Source organism: Psychrobacter sp. 78a-MNA-CIBAN-0178 (genome assembly GCF_040309625.1).
GTDB classification, from domain to species: domain Bacteria; phylum Pseudomonadota; class Gammaproteobacteria; order Pseudomonadales; family Moraxellaceae; genus Psychrobacter; species Psychrobacter okhotskensis.
The window spans coordinates 23,987-50,469 of record NZ_JBEOOZ010000015.1 but is presented as its reverse complement, the minus strand read 5'-3'; the positions used below and the strand labels follow the sequence as shown (position 1 = coordinate 50,469).

The following is a 26,483-nucleotide window of genomic DNA, read 5'->3' as shown; positions in this document are numbered from 1 at the left end:
ATAATATTGACCTGATAAGGCTTTATGATTAAATTGATGGTAGCAATCATTCATCCCAATTATAAAACCTGACTGGCTGCTTAATTTGTAAATAAGTCATATTGACCATGCATTTAGCACCCATCGCTCAATGCTTAAAAAATTTAGAAACAGTCTGTTTTCATTCTCTAACCATGCAAGGATTCTACGCTTATGAGTACCTCTGACCAGATCACCTCTTCTGACAATACCCACTATCTGAATCATACATTTTTTGAGCCGCGTGATAGTGATAAAAAAATTAAGGCCACTTTACTAATCGTCCACGGCATGTCAGAACACAGCGGTCGCTATGCGGACTTTGCTCAGTTTTTGGCTGATAATGGTATTGCAGTAGCAACCTACGATCAGCTCGGTCATGGTCAAACGGTAAAAACAAAGGCTGATTTGGGATTTTTTGGCAGTGAGCATCCAGTGCAGTCTTTATTACAAGACGTCATCGTTATGGCTGATAGCCTAAAATCGCGTCATCCTCATGTGCCGCACTTTGTTATGGGTCACTCTATGGGCTCGTTTATCGTCCGTAATGTACTCAAACATCACGCACAAGACTTTGCTGGGGCCATCTTAATGGGCACTGCAGACGCCAACCCATTGACCAAAGTACTATTACCTATTAATAAACTATTGGCCAAAGCGGCACCAAAAAAACCAAATACTGTATTTGCTAAAGTAATGAACAAAGTACTGAATAGCAAACTTGATAACCGTATTTCTGACTCGCAGTTTGCGTGGATCAGTGAAAATCCCGCCAATATCGCCGCTTATGAAGCCGATCCACTCACCGGTTTTGACTTTACTAACAATGGTTTTATGACGCTATTCACCTTGATGACAACAGGTCTCCATAAAGGCTGGGCTGCGACGATTGCAAAAGACTTTCCCCTGTTCTTTGTCAGTGGCAAAAGTGATCCCATCGGTGATATGGGCAGCGGCATTCGCAACATTGTCAGTCGCCTAAAGAAACAAAACTTCAATAATGTGGAAGTAAAGCTCTACCCAAACATGCGCCATGAGCCCCTTCACGAGCAGGCGAACAAGGTGGTGTATCACGATATCTTAGAATGGATAGAACGCAATAGCTCATCGTTCTAAATGGCATTACTTATTATCAATACAGACCTTTGCGCCCAACTTATTTGCTAAAAGTCGTCAAATTAGCGACAATGTGGCAGGCAATATTTTTAGTCGATTTTTGACGCTATCTTTAACTATAAGATTTATTTACTTTTCATTCATCTTAGGAATTTTTATCCATGTCATTACAACAAACCATCGAACAAGCCTTTGAAAACCGCAACGAATACAGCCCATCTACTATGCCACAAGATGTGCGTGATGCTATCGAGCAAGTGCTTGAGCAGTTAGATAACGGTACACTGCGAGTTGCAGAAAAAAAGGATGGCGAGTGGGTCGTCAATCAGTGGGCAAAAAAAGCCGTCTTACTATCGTTCCGCTTAAACGATAATTACGTGCAAGCCGCTGGTGAGCACATACAGTTTTATGACAAGGTGCCAACTAAGTTTGCCAACTGGACCGAAGCACAGTTCAAAGAAGCTGGCGTACGCGTAGTGCCACCAGCCGTGGCCCGTAAAGGCTCATACATCGCAGCCGGTGCGGTATTGATGCCGTCGTATGTTAATATTGGCGCGTATGTCGATCAAGGCGCGATGGTAGATACGTGGGCGACCGTAGGTTCATGTGCTCAAATCGGCAAAAACGTGCATCTGTCAGGTGGTGTTGGTATCGGCGGTGTATTAGAGCCATTACAAGCCAATCCAACGATTATTGAGGACAACTGCTTTATCGGTGCGCGTTCTGAAATCGTTGAAGGCGTTATCGTTGAAGAAGGCTCAGTCATCTCGATGGGTGTATTTATCGGTCAGTCAACGCGTATTTATGATCGCGAAACGGGCGAGATTCATCGTGGCCGTGTACCAGCAGGCTCAGTTGTCGTACCAGGTAGCCTACCATCAGAAGATGGCACACACAGCTTATATGCTGCTATCATCGTCAAAAAAGTCGATGCACAAACCCGTGCTAAAACATCAGTAAATGAGTTATTACGTTTAGCCTAAATATGTACAGTGTATAATCATTTAGCACGTACAATCATTGTTTTACATAAAGATGCTGGAGTCATCCTCCAGCATCTTTTTTGCAGCTTAATATAGGCTGTTGCGTTATAATCCATTTTTTTGGTTTGGCTTTATCCAAACGCAAAACTCCCATACCAGAACCTGCCTTTTTATTACGATTGATAAATGCTTAATCTCATTATCAATCTTTAACTGTATTTGACATATTATGAGTGAATCACTATTACGCACCGCCGCCATTCCTGTCACTGATCCTGAAGCGGGTCTACGTTTGACAGAAATCTTTTATTCTTTGCAAGGTGAAGCACTGACCTCAGGCTTGCCGACGATATTCGTACGCTTGACCGGCTGCCCGCTGCGCTGTGTTTATTGTGATACCGAATATGCCTTTACGGGCGGCGAACGTCAGTCGCTAGAAGCCATTATAGAGACCATCAAAAGCTATCCTTGCAAGCGTATTTGTCTGACGGGTGGCGAACCATTAGCACAGCCGAATGCCATTGAACTGATGAAGCGCTTACTGAGTGATGATTATGAAATCTCGCTTGAAACCGCAGGCGCGCTCACGGTAGAAAACGTACCGCCAGCAGTCAGTAAAGTGATGGATCTCAAAACGCCAAGCTCAGGCGAAGTCGATAAAAACCTATGGTCAAATCTGGACTATCTGACTCAGCATGATCAGCTTAAGTTCGTCATCATGAACCATGCCGATTATGAGTGGGCAAAAGCCATGTTGATCGAGCATAAGCTAAATGAATTGGTCAGCACCGTTTGGTTTTCTCCGATGTTTAATGTCGCAGACGATATTGACGAAGAGGCCAGCCCCGATGTGCCAGTATTGGCGCGCGAGTTGGCTGAATGGATATTGGCCGATGCCCTGCCCGTGCGCTTTCAATTACAACTGCACAAAATCATCTGGGCAGATGCCAAAGGCAAATAGAAAAGCGCATAAAAAAGCAGGTAAAAACCGCTAAACGAACTGACATATAGCCGACGGTAAGGATTCAGGGATGGTCAAACTCATTTTACTCGGCTTGTTGGCGGGTGCGTTCTTTAGTTCCACTTTTATTTTAAACGAGCTGATGAGTGATGCAGGTGGTCACTGGTTTTGGTCAGCCAGTCTCCGCTATGTCTTTATGTGGCTGATTATCACCGCTATTATCGTTATGCAGCATGGTTTTAGTCGTATCAAAGAATTGGCGATTATCTTTCGTCAGCATTGGCGCTTTTGGTGTATCACTGGCAGTATTGGTTTTGGTATCTTTTACACGGGCATCTGTTATGCCGGTGATCATGTCGCCGGTTGGGTGGTGGCGGCGACATTTATGTTTACCGTGGTGACTAGCCTCCTCGTCCTACTGGCATTTGGGCAACGCTTTGACAAAAAATTCATTTTTTACGCCATGCTGGTATTCATCGGAGTGATACTGGTCAATGTCAGCGAAGGTCTGCGCGCTGCTGCGCTCGGAGGTATAAATGCCACCCCAATGGCAGAGATGCTACTGTATGGTGCGCTGCCTGCACTGATAGCCGCTTTTAGCTATCCAATCGGCAATCAGTTGGTCTGGCAGGTGTCTCACAACGCTCGCAAGCATACCGCTGCGCAGCGCAAGGTCAGAGAAAACAGCCTTCTGCAAAGTACTATTGACACTCACAACCAACCACTCGTCACAGAAGCCTACGCTTTACCTGTCGATAGCACTCACTCAGCGGATGCTGATAGTTCTAGTATCAAAACCGACACTGATATTGACCCTGAAAAGCTAAAAGCCAAAACGGCGGCTGAAACGCACTCACCCTTACAAACCTTGATTGCTCGTATCCCCGCTATCGAAACGGTGCTGCTGCAAAATGCCTTTAATAAAGTATGGCTAATGACTCTAGGTAGTTTGCCATTTTGGCTGGTTTTAGGCATTATAGTGCGTCCTGAGTTACCCGAAAGCACACAGCTGTTCAATACTTTGCTCGTGGCTCTGTTAGCAGGGGTAGCAGCAACCAGTATTTTTTTATATGCGCGCGAACAAGCCGTCACCTCCAGTGAAGTGGCGGGCGTTGATTCTACCCAAGCCAGCGAGGTGATATTTGCCTTGATTGGCGGTATATTATTACTCAATAACGAGATACCTTCGGCACTGGGGTTGATAGGTATTGGATTGATTATGTTGGGATTGGTACTATTTGCCAAAGATGGATGAGACCAAAATAACGCTATGATGAATAATTTTATTTTTCCTGATATTCTGCTGTATTTGCTCGATATGGTTGGCGTGATTGCTTGTGCTATCGCCGGTACTTTGCTCGCTCAGCATAAAGGCTTTGATATTGCTGGCTGCATCTTAGTTTCAATGGTCAATGCCATTGGCGGTGGTACGCTACGTGATATGGCGCTAGATCGTCATCCGCTATTTTGGATGTCAGATCTCAACTATGTGATTGTCATCACTATCACCTCCCTTATCCTGCAGATCTTTTTTCATCTCTATCATAAGATTGATAACGCCCTCAAACTCTTTGATGCTATTGGGCTAGCAGCCTTTAGTGTCATCGGTTTTAAGATAGCATTGACCCAAGATATGTCACCAGTGATTGCCATTATGATGGGCGTTTGGACAGCCATTATTGGTGGTATGCTGCGTGATATTATTTGTAATGAGATACCGTTGGTGCTGCAGCGCGAGATTTATATCTCTGCCAGTATCGCAGGCTCGGTCACTTATCTGCTGCTTGACAGTTTGGGCATGGATGCTGGATTGAATGAATTTGTGATGCTGGGCGTTATCTTTGCCGTACGGATGTTAGCGCTGCGCTTTGATTGGCATCTTCCTTCTATTCGCTTGGTTAAATAAGACCAGTTTATAGGGTTTAAAAAGTAAGCGCTGTTGTATTGGGGTCTGTTGAACATTCAAATGTGGCACTGGCAGTGGCTATTTTTTAGACAATACGCAGTGAAATTTTTGACGCCTAGTCATTCTAGGTTAGATAATTTCGCCATGTATTGGCAAAAAATAGCCCTGCCCTGAAAGGCTGATACTAAAATCACCCCAAACGTTGTTGTAAACCTAGCTAAGGTCTCGACATTATCGTCGGTTTACGCCTGATTTGATAAAAGGTTTGGGACGATTTTAGCAATCAGCAGTCCTAATATTTGAATGTTCAACAGACCCTGATTTACAATGATTATATAATTATCATAAAAACTTACTGAGACTCGCTCATGTTGACTATCGCATTGGATCCTACGGAACTGATCACGACGTTCGACCCGCGTTCTTTGCTCTACTTGTTTGACATGATTGGCATTGTGGCCTGTAGTATTTCAGGGACGATACTGGCAAAACATAAAAAGTTCGACGTCTTTGGCTGTTTATTGGTGTCGATCGTCACTGCTATCGGCGGCGGCACCGTCCGTGATGTGATTTTGGATCGTCATCCGCTGTTTTGGATGGTAGATATGAGCTATCTGACCGTCATTACCTTCTGCTCATTAGCAACGCAAATATTTTTTCATCCCAACTCAAGGCGCGTTGATAAGTTCCTCAAGCTCTCCGATACCATCGGTCTGTCTGCCTTTACCCTAATTGGTATCAAGGTTGCTGATAGCATGGGCACCAATGTACCCGTGGCATTATTACTTGGGGTGATTACGATTATTGTCGGCGGTATCATCCGCGATATGATCTGCAACGAGATTCCGCTGGTATTGCAGCAAGAGATTTATATCACGGCGGCTTTGACGGGCGGCATTCTCTACTTTGCCCTGCACAACCTAGGCGTGACTGATTGGGTTGCTGACATCTCTGCCATGATGACGATTTTTACGATAAGAATGCTCGCCATTCGCTACGATTGGCAATTTCCTGCTCTTGAATGGAAATACTAAACCCTAGGGTGTGTCTTCAATTCATTCGATAGTCATCTAAATGGGCTAAAAATGGCCAAATATCGTCGAATAGCTTGTTAATATCCCGATATTATCTACGCTATTTTTCTTGTTTGACGGCAATTTATCTCATTTTTATCGCCATTTCTGAAATGAAGACACGCCCTAGAATGCAAATATTAAAAAAGCGTCAACTTTAAACTCAGTTGACGCCTTATTATTGTCTGTTCGTGGTCTTATAATAAAGCAATATGCTTATTCACTGACCACAGCTAAATCCCTTACCATCAGCTGTAAGCTTTGTTTGCCGTTCCACTCGTTGATGTCTAGCTGAAACAATACGTGCACTTTTTCGGCACGATAATCCCATACCTCGCTATCGAAGTTAAAATAAATCGCTTCAATCGGATACTGCACATCAGGATAACGCAGTGATAATTTGAGGTGCTTGTCCTTTAGTATCTTAAAGCTCAATACTTCGAACACCCCATCAAATATCGGCGGTGCAAAGCCATGACCCCAAATACTGGCATTGGCCAAATGCTCAGCAAACCATAAGCTAAAGTCGCCTGCTTGCAAGGGGCCATCGGTGAATTTTTGCTCGGCAAAAACCTCATCCTCCATCTCTGCCATAACAGCATCGAAAGCCGTCACGAAGGCGTCAAAGTTGCGACGCTTCAAGGTTAGCCCAGCAGCCATCGCATGACCACCGAAATGGCTGATTAGATCAGGATAGCGTTCAGCAACTTGCTCAATCGCATCACGAATATGCACGCCAGCGATAGACCGCGCCGAACCTTTAATGGCATCGTCGTCACCTGTACGCTCTGTATCTGCTGGTGCAAAAACGATACTGGGCAAATAATGACTTTCTTTCAAACGTCCAGCGACGATACCGATAACGCCTTGATGCCAGTCATCTTGATATAAAACAATGCTGCGGGTTTGATTATTCACAGTCTCTTTATCAGTTTTAGACTGAATAAGGATTTCATCGCTCTCGTCAGTAGCAGTATTCTCATCGTTTTCATTTGCAACAGTAGCTAATGCTTGCACAATATTATCTGCTTGCGCGCGCATCTCGCCTTCTACGTGACGACGGGTACGGTTTAGCTGCTCAAGCTCTTGCGCCAAGCGCTGCGCCGTACTCCAGTCTTCGGTCAATAAACACTCGATACCAATGCGCATATTGTCCATACGTCCGGCAGCATTGATACGAGGTCCTAACACAAAACCAAAATCTTGCGCCTGCATTTTTTTGGGATCACGGCCCGCTTGCTCAAGCAATGCCAAGATACCCAGACAGCAGCGCCCTTGGCGGATAGCCGTCAGTCCATGATGCACCAAGATGCGATTGTTCTTATCAAGCACTCCAACGTCCGCAATCGTTCCGAGCGCCACCAAATCCAAATATTGGCTGACTTGCACGGTAGATTTATTGGCTTCACGGCGCAGCTTGGCTAAACGTCCGAGCACATAAAAAGCCACACCGACCCCTACGAGCGCTTTACTAGTAAAACTGCAATCGAGTTGATTGGGATTGACCACCGCTTCTGCAGGTGGTGTCTCTTTGGTCGTCAGATGATGATCCGTAATGATGACAGTGATGCCGTCGGCCTGCGCACGCGCCACGCCTTCATGACTTGAGATACCATTATCTACTGTGACGATCAACTCTGGCTGATACGTCTTAATGCCTAATTCGACAATTTCTGGCGTCAAACCATAGCCGTACTTAAAGCGATCAGGTACTAAAAAATCGACGACTGCACCCATTTTCGTGAGTGCACGCATCATCAGCGCGGTACTGGTCGCGCCATCACAATCAAAATCACCAACGATTAGGATACGCTGACCCCTATCAATAGCGACATCTAATAGCCGCACCGCCTCAGTGACACCGTGCAACATCTCAGCGGGCAGAAGACCAGAAAGCCCAGTCTCAAGCTCATCAGGCTGGGTAATACCGCGAGCGGCATACAAGCGAGCGAGCGTTAATGATTGGGCGGCAAGTGGTTGCAACGCGGTGGGCAGCTCGTCAGTGCGAGTGCTGGTATAACGGGGGGTTAAATTTAGCATGGTGCTATTCTACTGGCTTTGGCAGAGGGTCACAATGATAAAATTTAGCGGCTTGGTTTATCATTTTTTATTGCATTACATTGCAATAAATCATACTCTACTGCCTGCATAAACCAAGTTATCCATGCTTACCTGTCTAGCGCACATAACTGCGCATTTACAAAAACGGTGCATAGTGACCGTATTTTTCTGCATTTTGCTACAAAGCAATGATTGTATGCCGCTTATAAATCCATAAAATAGTAACCAACTGAGAGACTTGTTATCTATTGAGACTTTTAATCTGATTTTTTTATTTTAACTATTTATGAGGATGCGTTATGAAAACCACACCACTGGCTGAAAAACTACCAAATACCATCGATCCTAGCTTAGACTTGGAAAAAGTAAAGAAAGACTGCCAAAAGCTGGTCAAAAAACGTGCCAAATATTCTGCTGGTGTCGCCATCGTTCCTGTACCCTTCTTTGATGTCGCTGTGGATGCAGGCATGCTTACTCAGCTATTGCCAGAAATCAGTGAACGCTTTGGTTTGATTGAAGGCCGTCAATCAGCAGTTGATCTAGAGTCGCGCGCGATTCACTGGGGCGCGCTGAAAGATCGTACTGTCGATTTTGCAGGCTTAATGGCGACACGCGGTATCGTCAAAAAGACGGTACAAGGTTTCGGTGGTCGTATCGCTGCCAAGCAAGTGACGAAGTTCATCCCGCTGGGTGGTCAAATGGTTGCAGCCACCATGGGCTATATGATTTTCAAAAAAATCGCCAATGACCATATCAATGAGTGCTACAAGCTTGCAAAAGACATTCAGCAAAAGCAACACGGTAAGAATGTCTAACGCTATTAAACAATAGAAAATAGCTTTATAAAATAAACCCGCTAAGACTTATTGCCTTAGCGGGTTTTTTGTATTTGTTGATACTGTTATAAATGCATTCGGTATTTTTTCACTTTAAACGACGATATCCCTAATCTTGTTCCGCTATGTTGATTATCACACTGGCATTCTCAAAACCGCGCTCGATATGTACCTGCCCCGACCAATTGTCTGACAAGCTCATTACCTCGCCAAATACAATTTGCGATTGTTGATCCATTTTTAATAATTCTCTAAGTGGCTTATGCTGAGACGTCACTGGAATCAAGGTTTGCAAAATATCTGCTAAAACTGGCAAGTTGTGTCCTGCACTCGGCTGAATGCTAAAGCACACACTTTTGGTATCGCAGCCACCCAGTTCGGCGGACACTTGCATATTATTTATATGCAGTTTTTCTTCGACCAGCTGTGTATAGTCATGAATATCAATGGTAGCAATGCGCTTCACACTAGGTGCATTGGCAAATATCCGCTTATCCGTTTCTTCTGACAATTGGCAGTTGTCCCGATAATACGTGCTTATTGGAACGCCTTTTATCCAATTAATATCGAAACTTATCGTTGGCTCTATCAGCTCACCATTGTCATAAGCCTCAGGATGTGAGCGATAGTTAGGCACAGCTGCATAATGTATGCGATTGCCCTTCACCTCGTACTCGACGATATGTTCACTAAACGGCGCGTACAGTAGCACTTCATGTTCGTTAATAACGCGATTACTCTTATCTAAGAGCAGATAATGCACCGCACTATTGGTCGTCACACTGCCACCCAAAGGCCCAGAAGATTCAATCTCTAATACGATGTCCTTAATTCCATCACGATTAAAATCTTGCGTCATCAAAGGCAATAAACGCAGACTATAATCCATACTTTGCTCAGTGCCATCAGCATCGTCATACTTATCGGAGCAATCATACTCAAGGTCAAGACTTGCCTTAGTTGCCTTATTTACCTCAGGATTTGGTTGTGGGGACGAGCAATGCTGCTCTACTAAGTCCACAATCAATGAATCCGGCAATACCACATCAGCGGCATGAGTAAACGAGACCGCACTTATAGAGAGCATATATAATACAGATAGGCGTAATAACATAGGATTACCCGTAGCAGCCAATTATTGTCAATCATACCCAAAACTTCAGGACAAGATATAGTAATGAACGGTTATTTAAAAATAAAACCTATCCAGATTAGCTATTTAAACCATTTATTATTTTAAAGAATTGGTGAATATTTATAAAAACCACGCAAGTCAGAGGTAAGGTGAGGTTTAAGATAATGGTTGATGGTGTCATTGATAAGTTTTGCTGATAATATACGACCTGCTTGGACAAAACACGTTTCGCCTAGCGATTATCCCTTGCTACCAATGTCAGTTTTATCAAACAGACACTTTAAAATCAATCAAGACCTTAAAGGACTAACCCATGAAAAAAATCTTAATTTCAACGGCTATGCTTGCTACCTTCGCTCTAGCGGGTTGCACGGCGACTGACGGCATGAATACCAATACCGGTAATGCGATTGGTACAGCAAATAATATCGGTATGAACGTATTTAAAGCAGCAGTTGATAATCAGTGCCGTAGTCAGATCGAAAAACAAAGTGCCTGGCGCATTGCCAGTGTAGCCATGACTGAAACACAAGAAGAAGCGATAAAAAGCAATGTCTGTGGCTGTGTCAGTGAGCAAGCACCGCAGCAAGTGACCCTTGTTGAATTGGGTAATGCAGCGATAGACACCCAATACCGCACACAGTTGGTGACCAGAGTCGTCGCCAAATCTCTACAAACCTGTTATGCAAATTTCACCAAATAAATTAAAACGCTTTGTATTTTTGGAGCTAACATAAGCTGGGTTATCGATTGCTTAACTCAGCTTATCTATATAGATTATTAAAATATAGCCAGCCTTATATAAATCGGATAAATTGTCAAAATCAGTCGACTATTAGCAGTACTTTTAGCTGAATTGCTGTTATCCTAGTTATTTTAAGCTGACTTTAAATGGTCATTACTTTTAACAGATATCAAGGATGATAGATGAAAAGACGTGCGTTTATAAAACTAGGTAGTCAAGTAACGGTGGCGGGTACTTTGTTGACCCAGCTAAGTGCTTGCTCATCAGACGATGACTCCACCAATTCGAATACCTTGGATAAGGTAGACGACTTGGGCTATCAAGGCGCATCACCCTTTGTACATGGCATCGCCAGCGGTGACCCTTTACAAGATAGAGTAATACTCTGGACGCGCATCACCAATGACGGTAGCATCAATGCTACCAGTATTCCTGTCAGCTATACGGTGGCTACCGATCCTGAGCTAAAAAACATCGTCACTCAAGGCCGAGCGTTGGCTACTTCAGAGTCTGATTTTACCGTCAAAGTCGATGCCAAGTCCCTAAAATCCGACACCACCTACTATTATATTTTTGAAGCCTTAGGCTACCTCTCTCCTACTGGTCGCACACGCACTATTCCACAGCCAGACTTGCCTGCGAGCGCAATAGACCGCGTGCGCTTGGCAGTGGTATCCTGCTCCAATTATGGCTTTGGCTACTTTAATGGCTATGCAGATATCGCTAAGCAAGCAGATATATCAGCTGTCCTGCATTTGGGTGATTATATTTACGAGTATCCAGAGGGCTTTTATCGTGACCAGTCACTGATCGAAGAGCGTCCGATAGAGCCCAAAAACGAAATTATTAGCTTAGAAGATTATCGTCGTCGCTATGCCTGCTATCGTACTGATATTGACTTGCAAGAATGCCACCGTCAACACCCCTTTATCGCCGTTTGGGACGATCATGAGATTGCAGACAACTCATGGAAAGGTGGTGCTGGATTCCATACTGAAAGCAAAGGCAGCTATATAGAACGTAAAATGTCAGCGGTTCGCGCCTATCACGAGTGGATGCCCATTCGTGACGATAGCAGCAATGAACTGGATAGCCAGCTGAGGATTTATCGACGCTTTGAGTTTGGTAAGTTGTTTGATCTAAATATGCTAGACACGCGTATATTTGGTCGAGAAAAGCTCGATGCGAAAGCCAGCAATGAGCCTGAACGTCAACTGTTGGGACTTGAGCAAGAAAACTGGCTCTATCTAAATATGAAAGAAGGCAAACGCCGCAAAGCGACATGGCAGATACTGGGACAACAAGTCATTCTAGCGCCCTTTAGAGGCACTTTTGCGACCAACTCTGGCGATATCTGGAATGGCTATGCGAGCGCACGTACTCGCTTGCTCGACTTTATCGAAGACAATCGTATCGACAATACCGTCGTATTAACTGGCGATTATCACGCCTCTTTTGCCTTTGATATATGCAAAGATCCGTTTGATGCAAGCCGTTATAATCCAACGACAGGCGAGGGCTCAATAGCGGTAGAGTTCGTCTGTCCGGCGCTGACCTCGTTACCTTTCCCTGAGACAGCAGGCATTGAGCTAAATCCACATCAGAAGTTCAACAATCAGACCGATCGTGGCTATATGCTACTCGATATCACTGAAGAGGCTTGTCAGTGTGAATGGTACTATACCGACACGCTGACTGAGCGTGATGACGGTACGCGCTTTGCCAAAGGGCTGTATACCCAGACGAAGACCAATCATTTGGTTGAGGGCAGTCAATCTCGTCCTATCGCCAATGTCGCGGCTTTAGCTGCTGCAAATAAAGCCGTCGGAGTGAAAATATAAGTATCGTTAAGTACTACAGATATTTAAAGCGTTAAAGTAATGTTCGTTGAGAATACAAAATAATAAAAAGGGTGCGTTATAAATAACGTACCCTTTTTGTTGCTGAGTCTTTGTATCGTTCACTCCTCTCAGCGTATTAGCTTGGCTTAGAACTTGTTTTTATCAACTGGACTCTGTGACAGCGCTGCTGTAAAGGGCAGTATTTTGCTGCGACTAAAATACTTAGAAGAGCCATCGATAATCTTGTCTACTTCTTTGATCAAATCATTAATAACGTCATCATAAACACCATGATATAGCTCAGTTTCGAATGCCGTAAAGGGGTGCTTACGTGATGCCGAGCTAACCTCTGTCACGCCTTGCTTACTATAAAAAATATCGACTCGACCATCACTGTTGAGTACACAATTTAATAATCCGCCCTCTAGCTCCATCTCTACTCGCTCAGGCATAAAAATATAATCGTCTACATTGATGAGTTTTTTTTCTACTTCTCTTTTAAAAAATGATTTGATATCAAACATGGATATATCCCTGACCTTAAAATTATAATATACGTTAGCACGCCTGATTTTATCGCCACTGTCCAGCATGTAATCTGCTGCTTGTTCGTTCGTGCTTTATGAGTCAATACTATAAGATGACGTGATATTTTTTAAGACAGGATATGTAAAACTGCGTTTGATGTTGGTAAAAATGAAATATTAGCTCTGGCTCCTCTATCCTATTGCAATAAAAAAGGGAGGCTGTACGTTAGGCAACTCCCCTTTTCTAATTATGAAACTATTCTATCTGGCTTAATCACACCCAACCCTTTTGACGAAACGACTTTAGTACTTTAATGAAGACAGCCATCTCATCAGGCGTGCCAAGCGTTAGCCGACTGAAACCCTCAATCGGTGGGAACTCGCGACCGACCACAATGCCATACTCGCGCATTCTGTCCATATAAATCTTCACCTCACCGTTGACCTCATGAAAAATAAAGTTAGCTTGTGAGGGCAGATAGCTCAGCCCCAACTCATCTAAAGTCGCTTCAACCATCTGCCGTGATTGATTGGTATTGTGCAAACTGCGGGCTAAAAAACCCTCATCGTCGAGGGTTGCTAGCACGGCAACGGCACCTGAAAGGTTGGTATTATCGATAGAAGTAAAGGCCTCGATAGCCGCAATCATAGATGGATTGGCAATGGCATAACCGACGCGCATGCCAGCCAGAGCACATAGCTTCGAAAAGGTACGAACGACAATTAGATTGGCTGTTAGCTGCTGCTTTACCCACTCGACGCCACTCTCAAAGCTTTGGTCGTTGACGTACTCTGAGTAGGCTTCGTCTAATAAGAAATAATGGTTTGCAGGAGCGTTTGCTACCCAATGTTTAAAAGGCGCGGTTGAGGTAATGGTGGCAGTTGGATTGTTAGGGTTGCAAAGATAAAACAGGCTGATGCCATCAAAATCGTCGGCAGCTTTTTGCAAACCTTGAAAGTCAAAATCGTAGCTTTCGGGCTTCAACGGTACTTTGATGACGGGCACGTCAAGCGAGCTGGCATACAACTCAGCGTAAGCAAAAGTAGGATCAGGCACAATCACTTGGAAGCGCTTGCCGGTCTTAAATGCAAAATTTAATAGCATCTGCACCACGGTTCGGATGTTTTCGCTAGAGCCGTTGCCAAGTGACACTTCGCTTTCGGTCACGCCATTTATCTTGGCAATTCGACTAATAAGCGCAGCGCGTTGATCATCTGGATAACGAAAACCGATGCGCAAAGAGTCGAGGATAGCTTGTTTGGCAGAGTCTGCCATGCCCAGTGAGTTTTCGTTAGAGTTCAGCTCTAATAATTGCTTGGTAAGCACTATAGTAATACGCCTAATTTATATCAACACCAAAATTACGATGTGCAGTATCAAACTTACTGCTCTACTATTTTGCATTGGTATGTCAGATGAATGGTAAGCTTTATACCGATAAGTATTAATATGGTAAGGCGCATTCAAGGTGAATACAAGTGCCCTACGCGCATCTTGCACGCCATGCATTAGACCCAGCCTTTTTCACGGAACAGCTTTAATACTTTAATAAATGCTGCCATCTCATCAGGCGTGCCAAGCGTTAGGCGGTTGAATCCGGTAACAGGGGGAAATTCACGCCCAACCTTTATGCCATTGTCTCGCATTCTATCGATGTATGTTTTTAAGTCGCCCTTTATTTCATGAAAAATAAAATTGGTCTGTGAGGGTAAATAACGCAATCCCAGATCGTCTAACACGGTCTCAATCATCCGGCGCGATTGATTGGTATTGCGCAAGCTGAGTGCTAAAAATTCTGCATCATTTAACGTCGTAATGGCGGCGACCGCACCCGACAAGTTGGTATTGTCCATAGACATAAAGGCTTCGACAGTCTCAATAGCTTGCGGGTTAGAAACCGCGTAGCCCACTCGCATACCAGCTAAAGCACATAACTTTGAAAAAGTATGGATAACAATAAGATTGTCTGATAGCCCTTGTTTCACCCACTCAATCCCACTCTCAAAGCTTGGGTCTGACACATACTCCAAGTAAGCTTGATCTAATAAAAAGTAATGGTTATCTGGTGCATTACTTACCCAGGTTTTAAGCCTTGAAGTTGATGTAATGATGCCAGTTGGATTATTTGGATTGCAAATATAGAGCAGACTAATACCATCAAAATCGTCAGCTACTTTTTGTAATTCATCAAAATCATAATCATAGTTTTCAGTGGTTAACGGTATCTTGACCACAGGCACGCCAATGGAATTTGCATACATCTCTGCACAATCAAACGTTGGCACAGGAATCACCATTTGAAACTGCTTGCCCTCTTTTAGTGCTTTGTTTTGCAGCATCTGTAAGGTCGCTCGAATATTTTCAGTCGAGCCATTGCCTAAGGAGATTTGGTCTTTTGCCACACCATGGATGGTGGAAATTTTGCTAATGAGCGCCGCGCGTGGATTATCTGGATAACGAAAGCCCTCACCTAAAGACTCTATAATGGCTTGTTTGGCAGAATCTGCCATACCTAGTGAGTTTTCATTCGCATTTAATTCTAAGAATTTATTATTTTTCATGATGGATTATGTGCCTTAACGTCCGTTGTTATAAGTTCATATTGCTCATTGATATCATATTAAGTGGCATTTGGTATAAACACAAGTTTTGATATAACCAATTATTAGTTATAATTATATCGAAAAAAAATCGAGTTTGTTTTGCTGATAAGAAAACCATAAAAAAGGTGAGCTGCACCGTTGGCAACTCACCTTTTTGTTAGATACAAACTGATATTAACGACAGTTCAAATAACCTATTAGATCAAATGCGCTTTTAACTCTAGCACTTTATCACGCGTTTTCGCGGCATCCTCAAATTTCAAGTCACGTGACATCTGCTTCATAAGCTTTTCAAGACGGTTGATTTCTTTCGCCAGCAAATCAGGACTGCGTAAAATGCTGATATCGACATCAGGCAGATTGCTCTTGATAGGAATCACTTGATTGTCATTGGCATTCTGATCGTCACCCGTATCGATTTTATCGGTGATACTACGGCGTGCCCCTTTTGGCGTAATGTTATGCTCAAGGTTAAATGCTACCTGTTTTTCACGGCGACGGTCGGTCTCGTCTATCGCCTTTTGCATACTGTTGGTAATGCGATCAGCATAAAGGATAGCCTTACCATTGATATGACGCGCAGCACGACCAATGGTCTGAATCAAGGCACGCTCAGAACGCAAGAAGCCTTCTTTGTCCGCATCAAATATTGCGACCAATGACACTTCTGGCATATCTAAACCTTCACGCAATAGGTTAATACCGACCAGTACATCATGCACGCCAGTCCGCAACTCATGAATGATTTGCATACGCTCGACAGTATCAATATCCGAATGCAGATAAGCAACTTTGACGTCGTATTCTTTCAGATAACTGGTCAAATCTTCTGACATGCGCTTGGTCAAGGTAGTTATCAGCACGCGCTCATCTTTTTCTCGACGCTTAGTAATCTCTGATAACACATCATCGACCTGCGTCAATACAGGGCGAATCTCAATCTCAGGATCAATCAAACCCGTTGGACGGACGACTTGTTCAACGACTTGCTCGCTGTGTTCAAGCTCATACAATGCAGGCGTAGCACTGACATAAATAGTCTTAGGCTTGATACGCTCCCACTCTTCAAACTTCATCGGACGATTATTCATAGCACTTGGCAGACGGAAACCATAATTGACCAAGTTCTCTTTACGTGATCTATCGCCTTTATACATTGCACCGATTTGCGAAACAGTGACATGTGACTCATCAAGGAACAGCAGTGCGTCTTCTGGAATATAGTCAAACAACGTCGGTGGCGCTTCCCCTGATGGACGACCAGAGAGATGCTGCGAATAGTTTTCGATACCGTTGCAATAGCCGAGCTGTTGAATCATCTCAAGATCATACTGGGTACGCTCTTTGAGACGCTGTGCTTCAATCAGCTTGTTATTTTCACGGAAATATTCTAAACGTGGCTCAAGCTCAGCGCGAATGGTATGACTGGCAGCTTCTAACTTGTTGCGCGGCGTCACATAATGCGATTTTGGATAGATAGTAATACGTGGCACGCTACGTACCGTCTTACCCGTCAAGGGATCAAACCACGTGATTTTCTCCACTTCATTGTCAAATAAATGCACACGTACCGCCAGCTGCTCAGACTCAGCAGGATAAATATCTAGCAGCTCGCCACGCAAGCGATACGTACCACGGCCAAAGTCTAACTCATTGCGCGTATATTGCATTTCAACGAGGCGTTTAATGGTAGCAGTACGATCGATTTTGTCACCGACGACGACGTGCAGCAGCATTTTTAGATAACTTTCTGGATCACCCAAACCATAAATGCACGATACTGAGGCGACGATAATCGCATCACGGCGCTCTAGGAGTGCTCGTGTCGCTGACAGGCGCATCTGATCGATGTGATCGTTAATGGCACTGTCTTTTTCAATGAAAGTATCACTGGCAGCGACATAAGCTTCCGGCTGGTAATAATCATAATAGCTGACAAAATACTCAACGGCATTGTTGGGGAAAAATGACTTGAACTCACCATATAACTGCGCGGCAAGCGTCTTGTTATGTGCCATGATAATGGTTGGGCGCTGCGTCTCAGAGATGACCTTGGCCATGGTATAGGTCTTGCCAGAACCCGTCACCCCCAGCAGTAACTGCTCATCCATACCAGAATTGATACCCTTGACCAGCTTTTCAATCGCTTGCGGTTGATCCCCTGCTGGCTCAAACTCTGTGACCATCTCAAAAGCACGACTTGATATTTGCGTCCCAGACGCATTAACACCACTAATTTCAGCTTCGCCTTGGAGCTGAGTGGCCAATTGGTTTAACTGACGCGATGAGCGCGGTTCGGGCATACGCATAATGGCTTTCTTCTTCTTTAGGTTTATAACAATATGGGGTCTGACGAGCAGTTTTTAAAGGACAATCGTGAGTCTAGTCATTAGGCTAGGCTCGTATAGCCCGTCATAGAACAGCGCTGATAGAGATAGAATTTATGATGAGAAAAATTGCAAATTGTCATAAAAACCGCACACAGACTCTGATAAATTTACAAAGCTTTTCATGGTTAACAAAGTCATTACACGACCACCTAACAAAGCCTAACGCTTGAGGTCACCAACAGTGCCATGAGCTGCTATTATCGTTTATGAAATAACTCGTTAAGAACAAGCACTGTTGAAAATAAGTACAGTCCATAGACAAACTTTATTTATAGCAATCTGTCTTTTTTAACAATATGTCTTTTATAGTAATTGGCCTATGGTTACTTTGAACCAACCAATCTAAAGAGATGAATCAAACGGTGCTTGGATACCTTTCTAATAAAAAGAAAAGTAAACCCAATAAAATAAATCTAAATAATGGAGTAAAATATGAGAGAACGTTACGCAAGTGGAATAGACGACGCAACCGCAAAGAAAATGATCGACTTATTGAATGCTAACTTAGCAAATCTCATTGATTTGAGTATGGACAGTAAGCAATGTCACTGGAACCTTCAAGGTACTGGCTTTATCGGTGTGCATCAACTACTTGATGATACCTATAGCCGCTTGACTGAAGCTTATGATACGGTCGCTGAACGTATTGTTATCCTAGGCGGTAAGGCCAATGGTATCTCTAAGCGTGTGGTTGAAGACTCTATCTTAGAGACTTACCCTACTGATATCAGCGAAGTTGATCAGCATGTACGTGAGCTGACCAATCGTTATAAAACCATTGCAGCATCATTACGTGAAGGCATCGATACTGCAGGTGATGCAGGCGATGAAGATACTGCCGATCTACTAACAGAAGTTAGCCGTACTGTTGATAAAGATGCATGGTTCATTGGCGCTAATGCACCAAAAAAATGAATATTTTATAGTTTTGATTAATCTCAATACCGATTAGTCGAATCGCTATAGATAAAGTAAAAAAGAAAAGGTCACTCCATTGGGTGACCTTTTTTTATGCGTGACAAAATTAAGATTGGCGCTAAAATAGCTAAACTATCAATTAAAATACACCTTTGATAATCTCTTGCATTTGCGGTAATAACTCACCCAATTGCGCTTCTGTCTCACTAGTATCATCAGGCAAAGATTGCTTTAAAAAGGCTGCTGTAATTTGTGGCTGTTTAGCCAAGATACTTTGACCAACTACTGTGTCATAAAAACCAATTTGAGCATCAACTTCCGCTTGCGTATAGTAATTTTTTGCTGCGTTAATATACGCTTGGGTCAACGTCTGCTTGTCAGTGGCGTTGCCTATACCATTGGTCATTATCTTGGCATATTGACCCAATACACTTTGAATTTGCTCTTGTAGCTCACGTTGGCGTTTGTTCAGTTTGCCATTGTCTCTTTGTTGAGTGCGCGTCTGTTGCGTATTAATAGCATCGATAGCCGCTTGTTGCCCGTTAACGATAGATTCTATTTGCTCATCAATATGCATCACTTGCATCAACTTAACAATAGACGTATCTGTTGGGAAGATATCATTATTCATGAAAGCGGTATTGTTAATAGAATCGCTATTGGCACTTACTATCTGCTGTTGAGCAGGCTCATTGTGAATAACTAACTCAGCGTTGGCCTGAGTCAGACTGACTACTGTAGTAATCATCATAACCGCCACACTTAATGAACGAACCATGATGGAACAGCCGACTTTACTTTCTACAATAGATTGCAGACTTAGTTTCATATTACTTCTCATTATGAGGCAACTTTATCGTTACTTTTGGGCAAACTGAGCACCTCAGCATTAGGCACTGACAATGTCAAAATGGCTTCTTGGAATAAGGGATCGGCACGGAACTGGCTTTCAATGTCTTCAAATTTTTGCGCGATTTCTTTTTCTTTTTGATTACCAGCGATATCTACTGCCGCCACCATAAATATTTTTTTTGGCCCTACCCACTCTAGATGCAAGTAAGACACACTATCAATATCTGGATGATTGAGCAGCTCGCTCAACGCATAGGAATGCATCCTATCGGACACTTTATAGCCGACCAAAAAGTCGCGATTACGGCTGATTAAAAAGATAGCAACCACACCCAATAATAGGCCGACGACGATAGAACCTAGCGCATCCCAAAAGGGTTGTCCGGTATAAGCATGCATACCCATCGCAGCCGCAGCAACAAGCAAGCCAATCACAGCCGCTAAATCTTCAAAAAACACACCGCGCAAAGTGGGGTTAGACGTATCGACCACATAGCCGATGGCGCTGACATTGATCGCTTCACCATGCTTTTTGCTTTGCAAGTAAGCCTGTCCTAACGAAAAGCCTTCGAGTACAAAAGCTACTGCTAATATAATAAACCCAATCGTATAGTCGGTCTCACTCTCAGCCGCGTTCCACTCGGTAATACCAGTATAAATGGAGACAATAGAGCCTGCCATAAAAACACCAAAAGCGGCAATCATCGACCAGACATACGACTCTTTACCGTAGCCAAGCGGATGGCTTTTATCAGCAGGTTTGATGGCCTTTTTTTCGGCGACAATTAATAAAGTCCCATTACCTGCATCTGCCCAAGAATGCGCAGACTCTGCGATCATAGAGGCAGAACCCGTCATAAAGGCGGCTATGGTTTTGGCAATCGCAATGATGAGGTTGGCCCCAACAGCAATCAATACCGTCGTCAATGAGGCAGAATGTTGCTCATCTTTATCGGCTGCTGGCTTAGACACATCATCGAAGCCAGAACGAGAACTACCATCAGAATGGGTCTTATTAATGAGCGTACCAGTACCGCGAGCACGATTATGATGCGGTGCTGGCTGATCAGTAGTAGGACTATGTGAATTGGTTTTTGATGGCTTTAAACTCATAATAGTCTCAGTAAAATAGCGAATGGGTAACCATTGTCTCTATCCTAGTTTTTGCTTACAGTAAATGCTGTTCTAGTAAATACTTATGAAGCAACCGCAATGGCTAGCATAAAAGATAGCGCAGTCTTAGATAAACTATCAGTAACTTTTTAGTGAATCGCTGTTTACTTTAGATGACCAACACTATCTTAGCTCTTAATTTACAACCCTTGGCTAAGCGTTCTATTTGGCTTAATCTTCACGACTACTTGACAGCTCACCAATCATATCTTCTATATCACAGCTAGGACGGTGTGAGCTTTGCATACGTAGATTTTTACGCTCTAAGCCTGCATCAAAACGACACTGCTGCATCACATTTTTGATATCAAGCGGTGGCGCTGGCGTTGGCTTGCCATTGTCATCAATGGCGACCATCGTAAAGTAGCAGCTATTGGTATGACGAACCGTGCGCGCCCGTACATCTTCTGCTTCGACACGTATGCCTACTTCCATCGACGTTCTACCCACGTAGTTGACGCTCGCAGCAAAGGTCACTAGCTCACCCACATAGATTGGCTCACGAAACATCACTTGATCAACTGATAGGGTCACCACATAGTTACCGCTATAGCGACTGGCACAGGCATAAGCGACCTGATCGAGCATTTTGAGCAAATCACCACCATGGACATTGCCGATGAAATTTGCCATATCAGGGGTCATTAGCACCGTCATATATAGCTCATGATTTAAAGGGGCTTTTTTGGCAGTTGAGGTAGTATTGTACTGGGGCATAACATTCCTTACGGTTTTCTAAAATTTATTGGTCTTAAGTGACCAAACGGGTTTTGAGCACATGACTTAAGTATTTTTTTATAAAGATAACGATTCTCACAATCTATTATAATAGGTTGCATTATAGCAGTCTATTTTGAGTGTTTTATAAATAGGATTTAGGGATGCAAATAGCTGGTTATATTGGTGAGTACTTCAGAGGAATCAATCCATTGTACTGGACAGCTCTATATTGTCAGAGGTTAAGTATCATGAAATAATACTCCTAAAATTAAAGTAAGAGTTGTTCCCATAATCATTGAAGCATCAAACGATCGTTAATAAATCTATCAGAATAAACGAGCAACCCTATAATGAAACAGCACTTTCAAACCCTTTTAAATCAAGTGGGACTTACCGCTTTAGTGACAGCAGCATTACTATCTGGAACCGTACAAGCAGCAGATAATAATGGCCAACTAAAGAGCGCCGTTGATCAACAAGCCAAATTACTAATGAATGAGCATAATATTTCAGGAATGGCTTTTGGCGTTATTATCGATGGTAAATCACATTTATATTATTATGGTTTGGCTGATAAGAAAGCCAAAATACCTGTCTCAGAAAACACTGTTTTTGAGCTAGGCTCAATCAGTAAGACGTTTGCTGCTACCTTAGCCAGTTATTCAGAATTAAATGGCACACTTAAATTAGAAGATACGGCTGATAAATATATTCCCTACCTAAAAAACAGCACCATTGGCAATACTAAGCTTATAAACCTAGCCACCTATTCCGCTGGTGGTCTACCGCTACAAGTACCTGATGAGGTTAAAAATAATAAAGAGTTGCTCCGTTATTATAAATCTTGGCAGCCAGTCTTTCCGGTCAACTCAAAGCGTTTATATTCCAATGCCAGTATCGGTCTGTTTGGTTATATATCGGCATTGAGCATGGACGTTGATTACACACAATTGATGGAAGAAAAAATACTACCGTCACTCAATATGCCCAACACCTTTATCAATGTGCCTAGTGACAAAATGGCGGATTATGCATTTGGTTATAACGCTGCTGGCGATGCTATCCGAGTCAATGCTGGCATGTTAGACGCTGAAGCCTATGGCATTAAATCCACCATTAAAGATATGACGCATTTTATGGCTGCTAATATGGGTCTTGTGCCGTTGGATAAAGATATTCAGCAAGCGTTAGACAATAATAGAAAGGGTTACTATCAGGCGAGCACTTTTACACAAGGGTTAGGATGGGAGATGTACCCTTATCCTACTCAGCTAGATACCTTACTCGAAGGTAACTCAATGGATGTGGTGCTAAAGCCTCAAGCCATTAAAATAGACAACCATCCAACGCCTATTTTAAACAATGTCTGGGTCAACAAAACAGGCGCTACTAATGGGTTTGGTGGCTATATCGCTTATATTCCTGCCGAAAAATCAGGCATTATCATTCTGGCAAATAAAAATTATCCCAATGCAGATAGGGTCAAAGCAGCGTATATGATTTTAGAGAATGCAATAACTCATTGAGCATGAGCCACCAGCTAAGTACGCTGATATTGTATCAACAGCTCGACCTATTAGCACATATAGACCGGATATCAAGCTTCAAGTCCTCACTCAGGATTTAAGCCTTCATCTGTAGTGACTGTATTTCAACTACTTTGATATGACCTTCTAAGACAGAACCTAAACTTTATCCTGCTTAATATATAGCGCATTTACCCAATAGAACTCTTCCAAGACGTTCATCCATTGATCGTCTAGTCCTGCTTTTAGCAACAATGGCTCACCGGTGACTGGATGGCTAAACGCTAAAGTTTGGGCATGCAGCAGCATGCGCTCGCAGCCATATTGAGTACGAAAAAATCTGTTGTGCCGTCCGTCGCCGTGGCTAGTATCACCCACTATGTGATGAAATAAATGTCTCATGTGTCGACGCAGCTGATGCTTGCGACCAGTCTCAGGTGTTAAGCGCACTAGACTGTAGCGGCTCGTATCATGCTTTTTTGATACCGCAAATGGCAGCTCAATTTGAGCCAAACTCTGCCAGTGGGTCACCGCATCTTGAGCGGGTTTGTCCAAGTTGGCAAACTTATCGGCAATGGCGTCGGGCTTGAAACTCAACGCATAATCAACAGTACCCTGCTCTGGCATAAAACCGCGCACCACAGCTAAATACTGCTTGGTAACGTTATGGGCAGTAAAAGCCTCGGTAAGGCTGCGCGCGACGCTTGGGCTCTTGGCGAACAACAACACGCCTGATGTCGGCTTGTCTAACCGATGCACCGGAAATACATGGCAACCTACTGCATCACGAGTGAGTTGCATGGCAAAGCGGGTCTCGCCTTTGTCCAGCCAACTGCGATGTACGAGTAAACCCGCCTCTTTATTAATCGCCACCAAAAACTCATCTTCATAGATAATCTCTATTAGATTAGCGGTTTGATTGACTGTGCTACCTTCGATATCTATGTTTTCGATGCTCATACTTTAGTTACTATTATTTTAAATAATGTAATTATATATCTACTGTCTTTTATATATACCCTTTTTATTTTATTGCCCTTGTAGTGACATAATAAATTCGGACTGTGTTTCAGAGAAATAGGCGGTATATGCTGGTTAGCTCAACCAATGAAAACGGTACGCCAGCCAAGCGACGATCGCACTCACTGAGCCAGTTAAAATTCCGCCCCACGCAAAATCTACTAACGCGGTATCTAAGGTAAAGCCTTTATACAAAGCTAAGTTGGTAAAGTCATAAGTGCCATATGCCATCAGTCCTATCAGACCACCCAGTAAGAAGATATGGCCGACCGATGCCTGTGCTTTGATTTGCGGATACAGAACCAATATACAAAGTGCCAATATGTAAAACATATAAAACACGCCAGCGGCCATCATATTGGGCTCATCAGCCAATAGATGACCGATACGCGACTCATAAAAAGCCCCTTTCATGGTCGTAAGCCAAACTGCATCAACACCCAAAAATATGACAACAGCAGCCAGATAGATAAATACGTAAGCCATAATAATATCCTTTTATCAGGGTTGCTCAGCATTAGGCGCTTTTGCACCAATACGCAACCTCATGTCAAACAGTGCGTTAAGCGGATACCTTGTCTGCCGCTGGTAAATCAGAAAAATGTAGCGTGTCGATGTTATTTGGTTTGACCGCTGTTACTTGTACCACACCGATGGTACGCTCCAAAAAGCCGCCTTCACAGTAGCAGAAATAAAACTCCCACAAGCGAATAAAGGCTTCATCATAACCGAGTGCTTTGATTTCATTGCGCTGCGCCATAAAAGCTGTGCGCCAATCGCGTAATGTATAGGCATAATCAAAGCCATAATCATGCAACTGTTTGATGACCATATCGGTCTGCTCAGTAAACTGGGTATTGAGCTCTTGGTTTGAGAGCAGACAGCCACCAGGGAAAATATGGGTCTGGATAAAGTCGACCGAATCGATATAGTCTTGATAGTTCTGATCATTAAAGGTAATCGCTTGCAGCACCATCAACCCTGTTGGCTTAAGCAAGCTATTACACTTGGCAAAAAACGTCGGCAAGAATTCATGTCCGACCGCTTCAATCATCTCAATACTGACCAGCTTGTCATACTGCCCAGTCAGCTCACGATAATCCTGCTTGAGAAGGGTGATTTTATCAGACAGTCCGGCAGCTTCGACCCGCTGCTGTGCCTCGTTATACTGCGCATCTGAGATGGTCGTTGTCGTTATATGACAGCCGTAATGCTTGGCGGCATAAATAGCAAAGCCGCCCCAGCCAGTACCGATTTCAATGACATGATCGTCAGCGCTCAGTTGTAGACGCTGACAGATAAGCGCTAGCTTATGCTGCTGGGCATCGCTCAGTGTCGTATCAGGCGACTGATATACTGCCGATGAGTACATCATGGTATCGTCCAAAAACCGCTCATACATATCATTGCCCAAATCATAATGCGCTAAGATATTGGATTTTGAGCCAGATTTATCATTACTACGCAGTCGGTGCTTGGTTTTTTCAAAAGTTTTGCTGACCGCAGCGAAGCGGTTTTCTAACTGGTTAAGCACGGCTAAGTTGCGCGCTGCCAGTCGAATCAAGCCTGTCAGATCATCCGTATCCCACTCGCCATTGATATAACTATCTGCTAGGGCAATCGAACCACCAAATAACAATTGGCGATAGGCGGCACTGTCATGAATCATCAATGTGACGTTTAAGGGATGGCGACCCACTGCTGAGCTGCTCATCGCCTCAGATGCCTTGGTACCAAAGCTCTGGGTCTTAGGCGCTTGCTCATCGAATGCTTCGATCAATGTGAGGCTGCCAAACTGCATATGCTCCAACGCGCGAAAGATCAACTTTCGTGCCAAATTATTAATACGGTCATTGACTGGTCGCAATACGGTGCTGTCATTGACGGTTTTATTGATACGTGCGGTAAATCTTCCTAATGTCGAAGCTGGATTTCTATTGGTCGGTCGTGCTGACATCGTCTACTTATCCTTATCTAAAGGCCTTATGTTTGGACATTAGGCTCTTGAAGTCGCGTGGCTTAATTCTGAAACTTGATTTCAATTCTGTACTGAGTTTTACATTTATACCGAATGTTAA

Annotated in this window: 23 protein-coding genes; 11 read left to right on the top strand and 12 right to left on the bottom strand. The window is 43.5% G+C overall.

The window, feature by feature from the left end; translation table 11 throughout:
• Window positions 1-192 precede the first annotated feature (192 nt).
• From AAEY80_RS09615 to AAEY80_RS09590, 6 genes are all read left to right on the top strand, one after another.
• The gene (locus AAEY80_RS09615; protein ID WP_173240148.1) at window positions 193-1,134 is read left to right on the top strand and encodes an alpha/beta fold hydrolase; all 942 of its coding nucleotides are present in this window, start codon (window positions 193-195) and stop codon (window positions 1,132-1,134) included.
• Window positions 1,135-1,295: 161 nt separating this feature from the next.
• Window positions 1,296-2,117: a 2,3,4,5-tetrahydropyridine-2,6-dicarboxylate N-succinyltransferase gene (gene dapD, locus AAEY80_RS09610; protein WP_025650967.1), complete on the top strand. Its 822-nt coding sequence runs from the start codon at window positions 1,296-1,298 to the stop codon at window positions 2,115-2,117.
• Between the two features lie 229 nt (window positions 2,118-2,346).
• Entirely contained in the window at window positions 2,347-3,078 is a 732-nt protein-coding gene (queE, locus tag AAEY80_RS09605; protein WP_025650966.1) for a 7-carboxy-7-deazaguanine synthase QueE, read from the top strand.
• A 70-nt stretch (window positions 3,079-3,148) separates the two neighbouring features.
• Window positions 3,149-4,333 (top strand): multidrug resistance efflux transporter family protein, encoded by a 1,185-nt coding sequence (locus tag AAEY80_RS09600; protein ID WP_350588246.1) that lies wholly within the window; start codon window positions 3,149-3,151, stop codon window positions 4,331-4,333.
• A gap of 15 nt (window positions 4,334-4,348) precedes the next feature.
• A complete protein-coding gene (locus AAEY80_RS09595) occupies window positions 4,349-4,984 on the top strand; it encodes a trimeric intracellular cation channel family protein (protein ID WP_025650964.1) in 636 nt (211 codons plus the stop codon).
• A gap of 368 nt (window positions 4,985-5,352) precedes the next feature.
• Entirely contained in the window at window positions 5,353-6,018 is a 666-nt protein-coding gene (locus AAEY80_RS09590; RefSeq protein WP_025650963.1) for a trimeric intracellular cation channel family protein, read from the top strand.
• A gap of 255 nt (window positions 6,019-6,273) precedes the next feature.
• On the opposite strand, the gene recJ is transcribed toward AAEY80_RS09590, so the two are convergent.
• Window positions 6,274-8,097 (bottom strand): single-stranded-DNA-specific exonuclease RecJ, encoded by a 1,824-nt coding sequence (gene recJ, locus AAEY80_RS09585; protein ID WP_025650962.1) that lies wholly within the window; start codon window positions 8,095-8,097, stop codon window positions 6,274-6,276.
• A 320-nt stretch (window positions 8,098-8,417) separates the two neighbouring features.
• Here recJ and AAEY80_RS09580 point away from each other — a divergent pair, with 320 nt between their 5' ends.
• Window positions 8,418-8,933, top strand: coding sequence for a hypothetical protein (locus AAEY80_RS09580; protein WP_025650961.1), 516 nt, complete (start codon window positions 8,418-8,420; stop codon window positions 8,931-8,933).
• 130 nt (window positions 8,934-9,063) lie between these two features.
• On the opposite strand, the gene AAEY80_RS09575 is transcribed toward AAEY80_RS09580, so the two are convergent.
• Entirely contained in the window at window positions 9,064-10,068 is a 1,005-nt protein-coding gene (locus AAEY80_RS09575; RefSeq protein ID WP_350588245.1) for a hypothetical protein, read from the bottom strand.
• A gap of 334 nt (window positions 10,069-10,402) precedes the next feature.
• Between AAEY80_RS09575 and AAEY80_RS09570 the strand changes: the two genes are divergently transcribed.
• Window positions 10,403-10,792 carry a hypothetical protein gene (locus AAEY80_RS09570; RefSeq protein ID WP_025652103.1) on the top strand — a complete coding sequence of 130 codons (390 nt, stop codon included), beginning with the start codon at window positions 10,403-10,405 and terminating at the stop codon, window positions 10,790-10,792.
• Between the two features lie 224 nt (window positions 10,793-11,016).
• Window positions 11,017-12,675, top strand: a complete 1,659-nt coding sequence (locus AAEY80_RS09565) for an alkaline phosphatase D family protein (protein ID WP_173240144.1) — start codon at window positions 11,017-11,019, stop codon at window positions 12,673-12,675.
• A 146-nt stretch (window positions 12,676-12,821) separates the two neighbouring features.
• On the opposite strand, the gene AAEY80_RS09560 is transcribed toward AAEY80_RS09565, so the two are convergent.
• The 4 genes from AAEY80_RS09560 to uvrB form a co-directional block, all read right to left on the bottom strand.
• A complete protein-coding gene (locus AAEY80_RS09560; protein WP_025652101.1) occupies window positions 12,822-13,199 on the bottom strand; it encodes a hypothetical protein in 378 nt (125 codons plus the stop codon).
• Window positions 13,200-13,476: 277 nt separating this feature from the next.
• The gene (locus tag AAEY80_RS09555; protein WP_350588244.1) at window positions 13,477-14,529 is read right to left on the bottom strand and encodes a pyridoxal phosphate-dependent aminotransferase; all 1,053 of its coding nucleotides are present in this window, start codon (window positions 14,527-14,529) and stop codon (window positions 13,477-13,479) included.
• Window positions 14,530-14,711: 182 nt separating this feature from the next.
• On the bottom strand, window positions 14,712-15,764 hold the full coding sequence (locus tag AAEY80_RS09550) for a pyridoxal phosphate-dependent aminotransferase (protein ID WP_025652099.1): 1,053 nt from the start codon (window positions 15,762-15,764) through the stop codon (window positions 14,712-14,714).
• A gap of 239 nt (window positions 15,765-16,003) precedes the next feature.
• Window positions 16,004-18,115 (bottom strand): excinuclease ABC subunit UvrB, encoded by a 2,112-nt coding sequence (gene uvrB, locus AAEY80_RS09545; protein ID WP_101211489.1) that lies wholly within the window; start codon window positions 18,113-18,115, stop codon window positions 16,004-16,006.
• A 513-nt stretch (window positions 18,116-18,628) separates the two neighbouring features.
• On the opposite strand from uvrB, the gene dps reads away from it, so the two are divergent.
• The gene (gene dps, locus AAEY80_RS09540; protein ID WP_025652096.1) at window positions 18,629-19,111 is read left to right on the top strand and encodes a DNA starvation/stationary phase protection protein Dps; all 483 of its coding nucleotides are present in this window, start codon (window positions 18,629-18,631) and stop codon (window positions 19,109-19,111) included.
• Window positions 19,112-19,253: 142 nt separating this feature from the next.
• Here dps and AAEY80_RS09535 read toward each other — a convergent pair whose 3' ends face one another.
• The 3 genes from AAEY80_RS09535 to AAEY80_RS09525 form a co-directional block, all read right to left on the bottom strand.
• Window positions 19,254-19,943, bottom strand: a complete 690-nt coding sequence (locus tag AAEY80_RS09535) for a DUF2059 domain-containing protein (RefSeq protein WP_350588243.1) — start codon at window positions 19,941-19,943, stop codon at window positions 19,254-19,256.
• 11 nt (window positions 19,944-19,954) lie between these two features.
• The gene (locus tag AAEY80_RS09530) at window positions 19,955-21,079 is read right to left on the bottom strand and encodes a cation diffusion facilitator family transporter (RefSeq protein ID WP_025652094.1); all 1,125 of its coding nucleotides are present in this window, start codon (window positions 21,077-21,079) and stop codon (window positions 19,955-19,957) included.
• Window positions 21,080-21,310: 231 nt separating this feature from the next.
• A complete protein-coding gene (locus tag AAEY80_RS09525; RefSeq protein WP_025652093.1) occupies window positions 21,311-21,856 on the bottom strand; it encodes an acyl-CoA thioesterase in 546 nt (181 codons plus the stop codon).
• 353 nt (window positions 21,857-22,209) lie between these two features.
• Between AAEY80_RS09525 and ampC the strand changes: the two genes are divergently transcribed.
• On the top strand, window positions 22,210-23,385 hold the full coding sequence (ampC, locus tag AAEY80_RS09520) for a class C beta-lactamase (protein WP_201617379.1): 1,176 nt from the start codon (window positions 22,210-22,212) through the stop codon (window positions 23,383-23,385).
• 159 nt (window positions 23,386-23,544) lie between these two features.
• Here ampC and truC read toward each other — a convergent pair whose 3' ends face one another.
• From truC to AAEY80_RS09505, 3 genes are all read right to left on the bottom strand, one after another.
• On the bottom strand, window positions 23,545-24,345 hold the full coding sequence (gene truC, locus AAEY80_RS09515) for a tRNA pseudouridine(65) synthase TruC (RefSeq protein ID WP_350588241.1): 801 nt from the start codon (window positions 24,343-24,345) through the stop codon (window positions 23,545-23,547).
• Between the two features lie 135 nt (window positions 24,346-24,480).
• Window positions 24,481-24,891: a DUF2177 family protein gene (locus AAEY80_RS09510; protein WP_025652090.1), complete on the bottom strand. Its 411-nt coding sequence runs from the start codon at window positions 24,889-24,891 to the stop codon at window positions 24,481-24,483.
• A gap of 76 nt (window positions 24,892-24,967) precedes the next feature.
• Window positions 24,968-26,362 (bottom strand): class I SAM-dependent methyltransferase, encoded by a 1,395-nt coding sequence (locus AAEY80_RS09505; RefSeq protein ID WP_350588240.1) that lies wholly within the window; start codon window positions 26,360-26,362, stop codon window positions 24,968-24,970.
• Window positions 26,363-26,483: the final 121 nt, after the last annotated feature.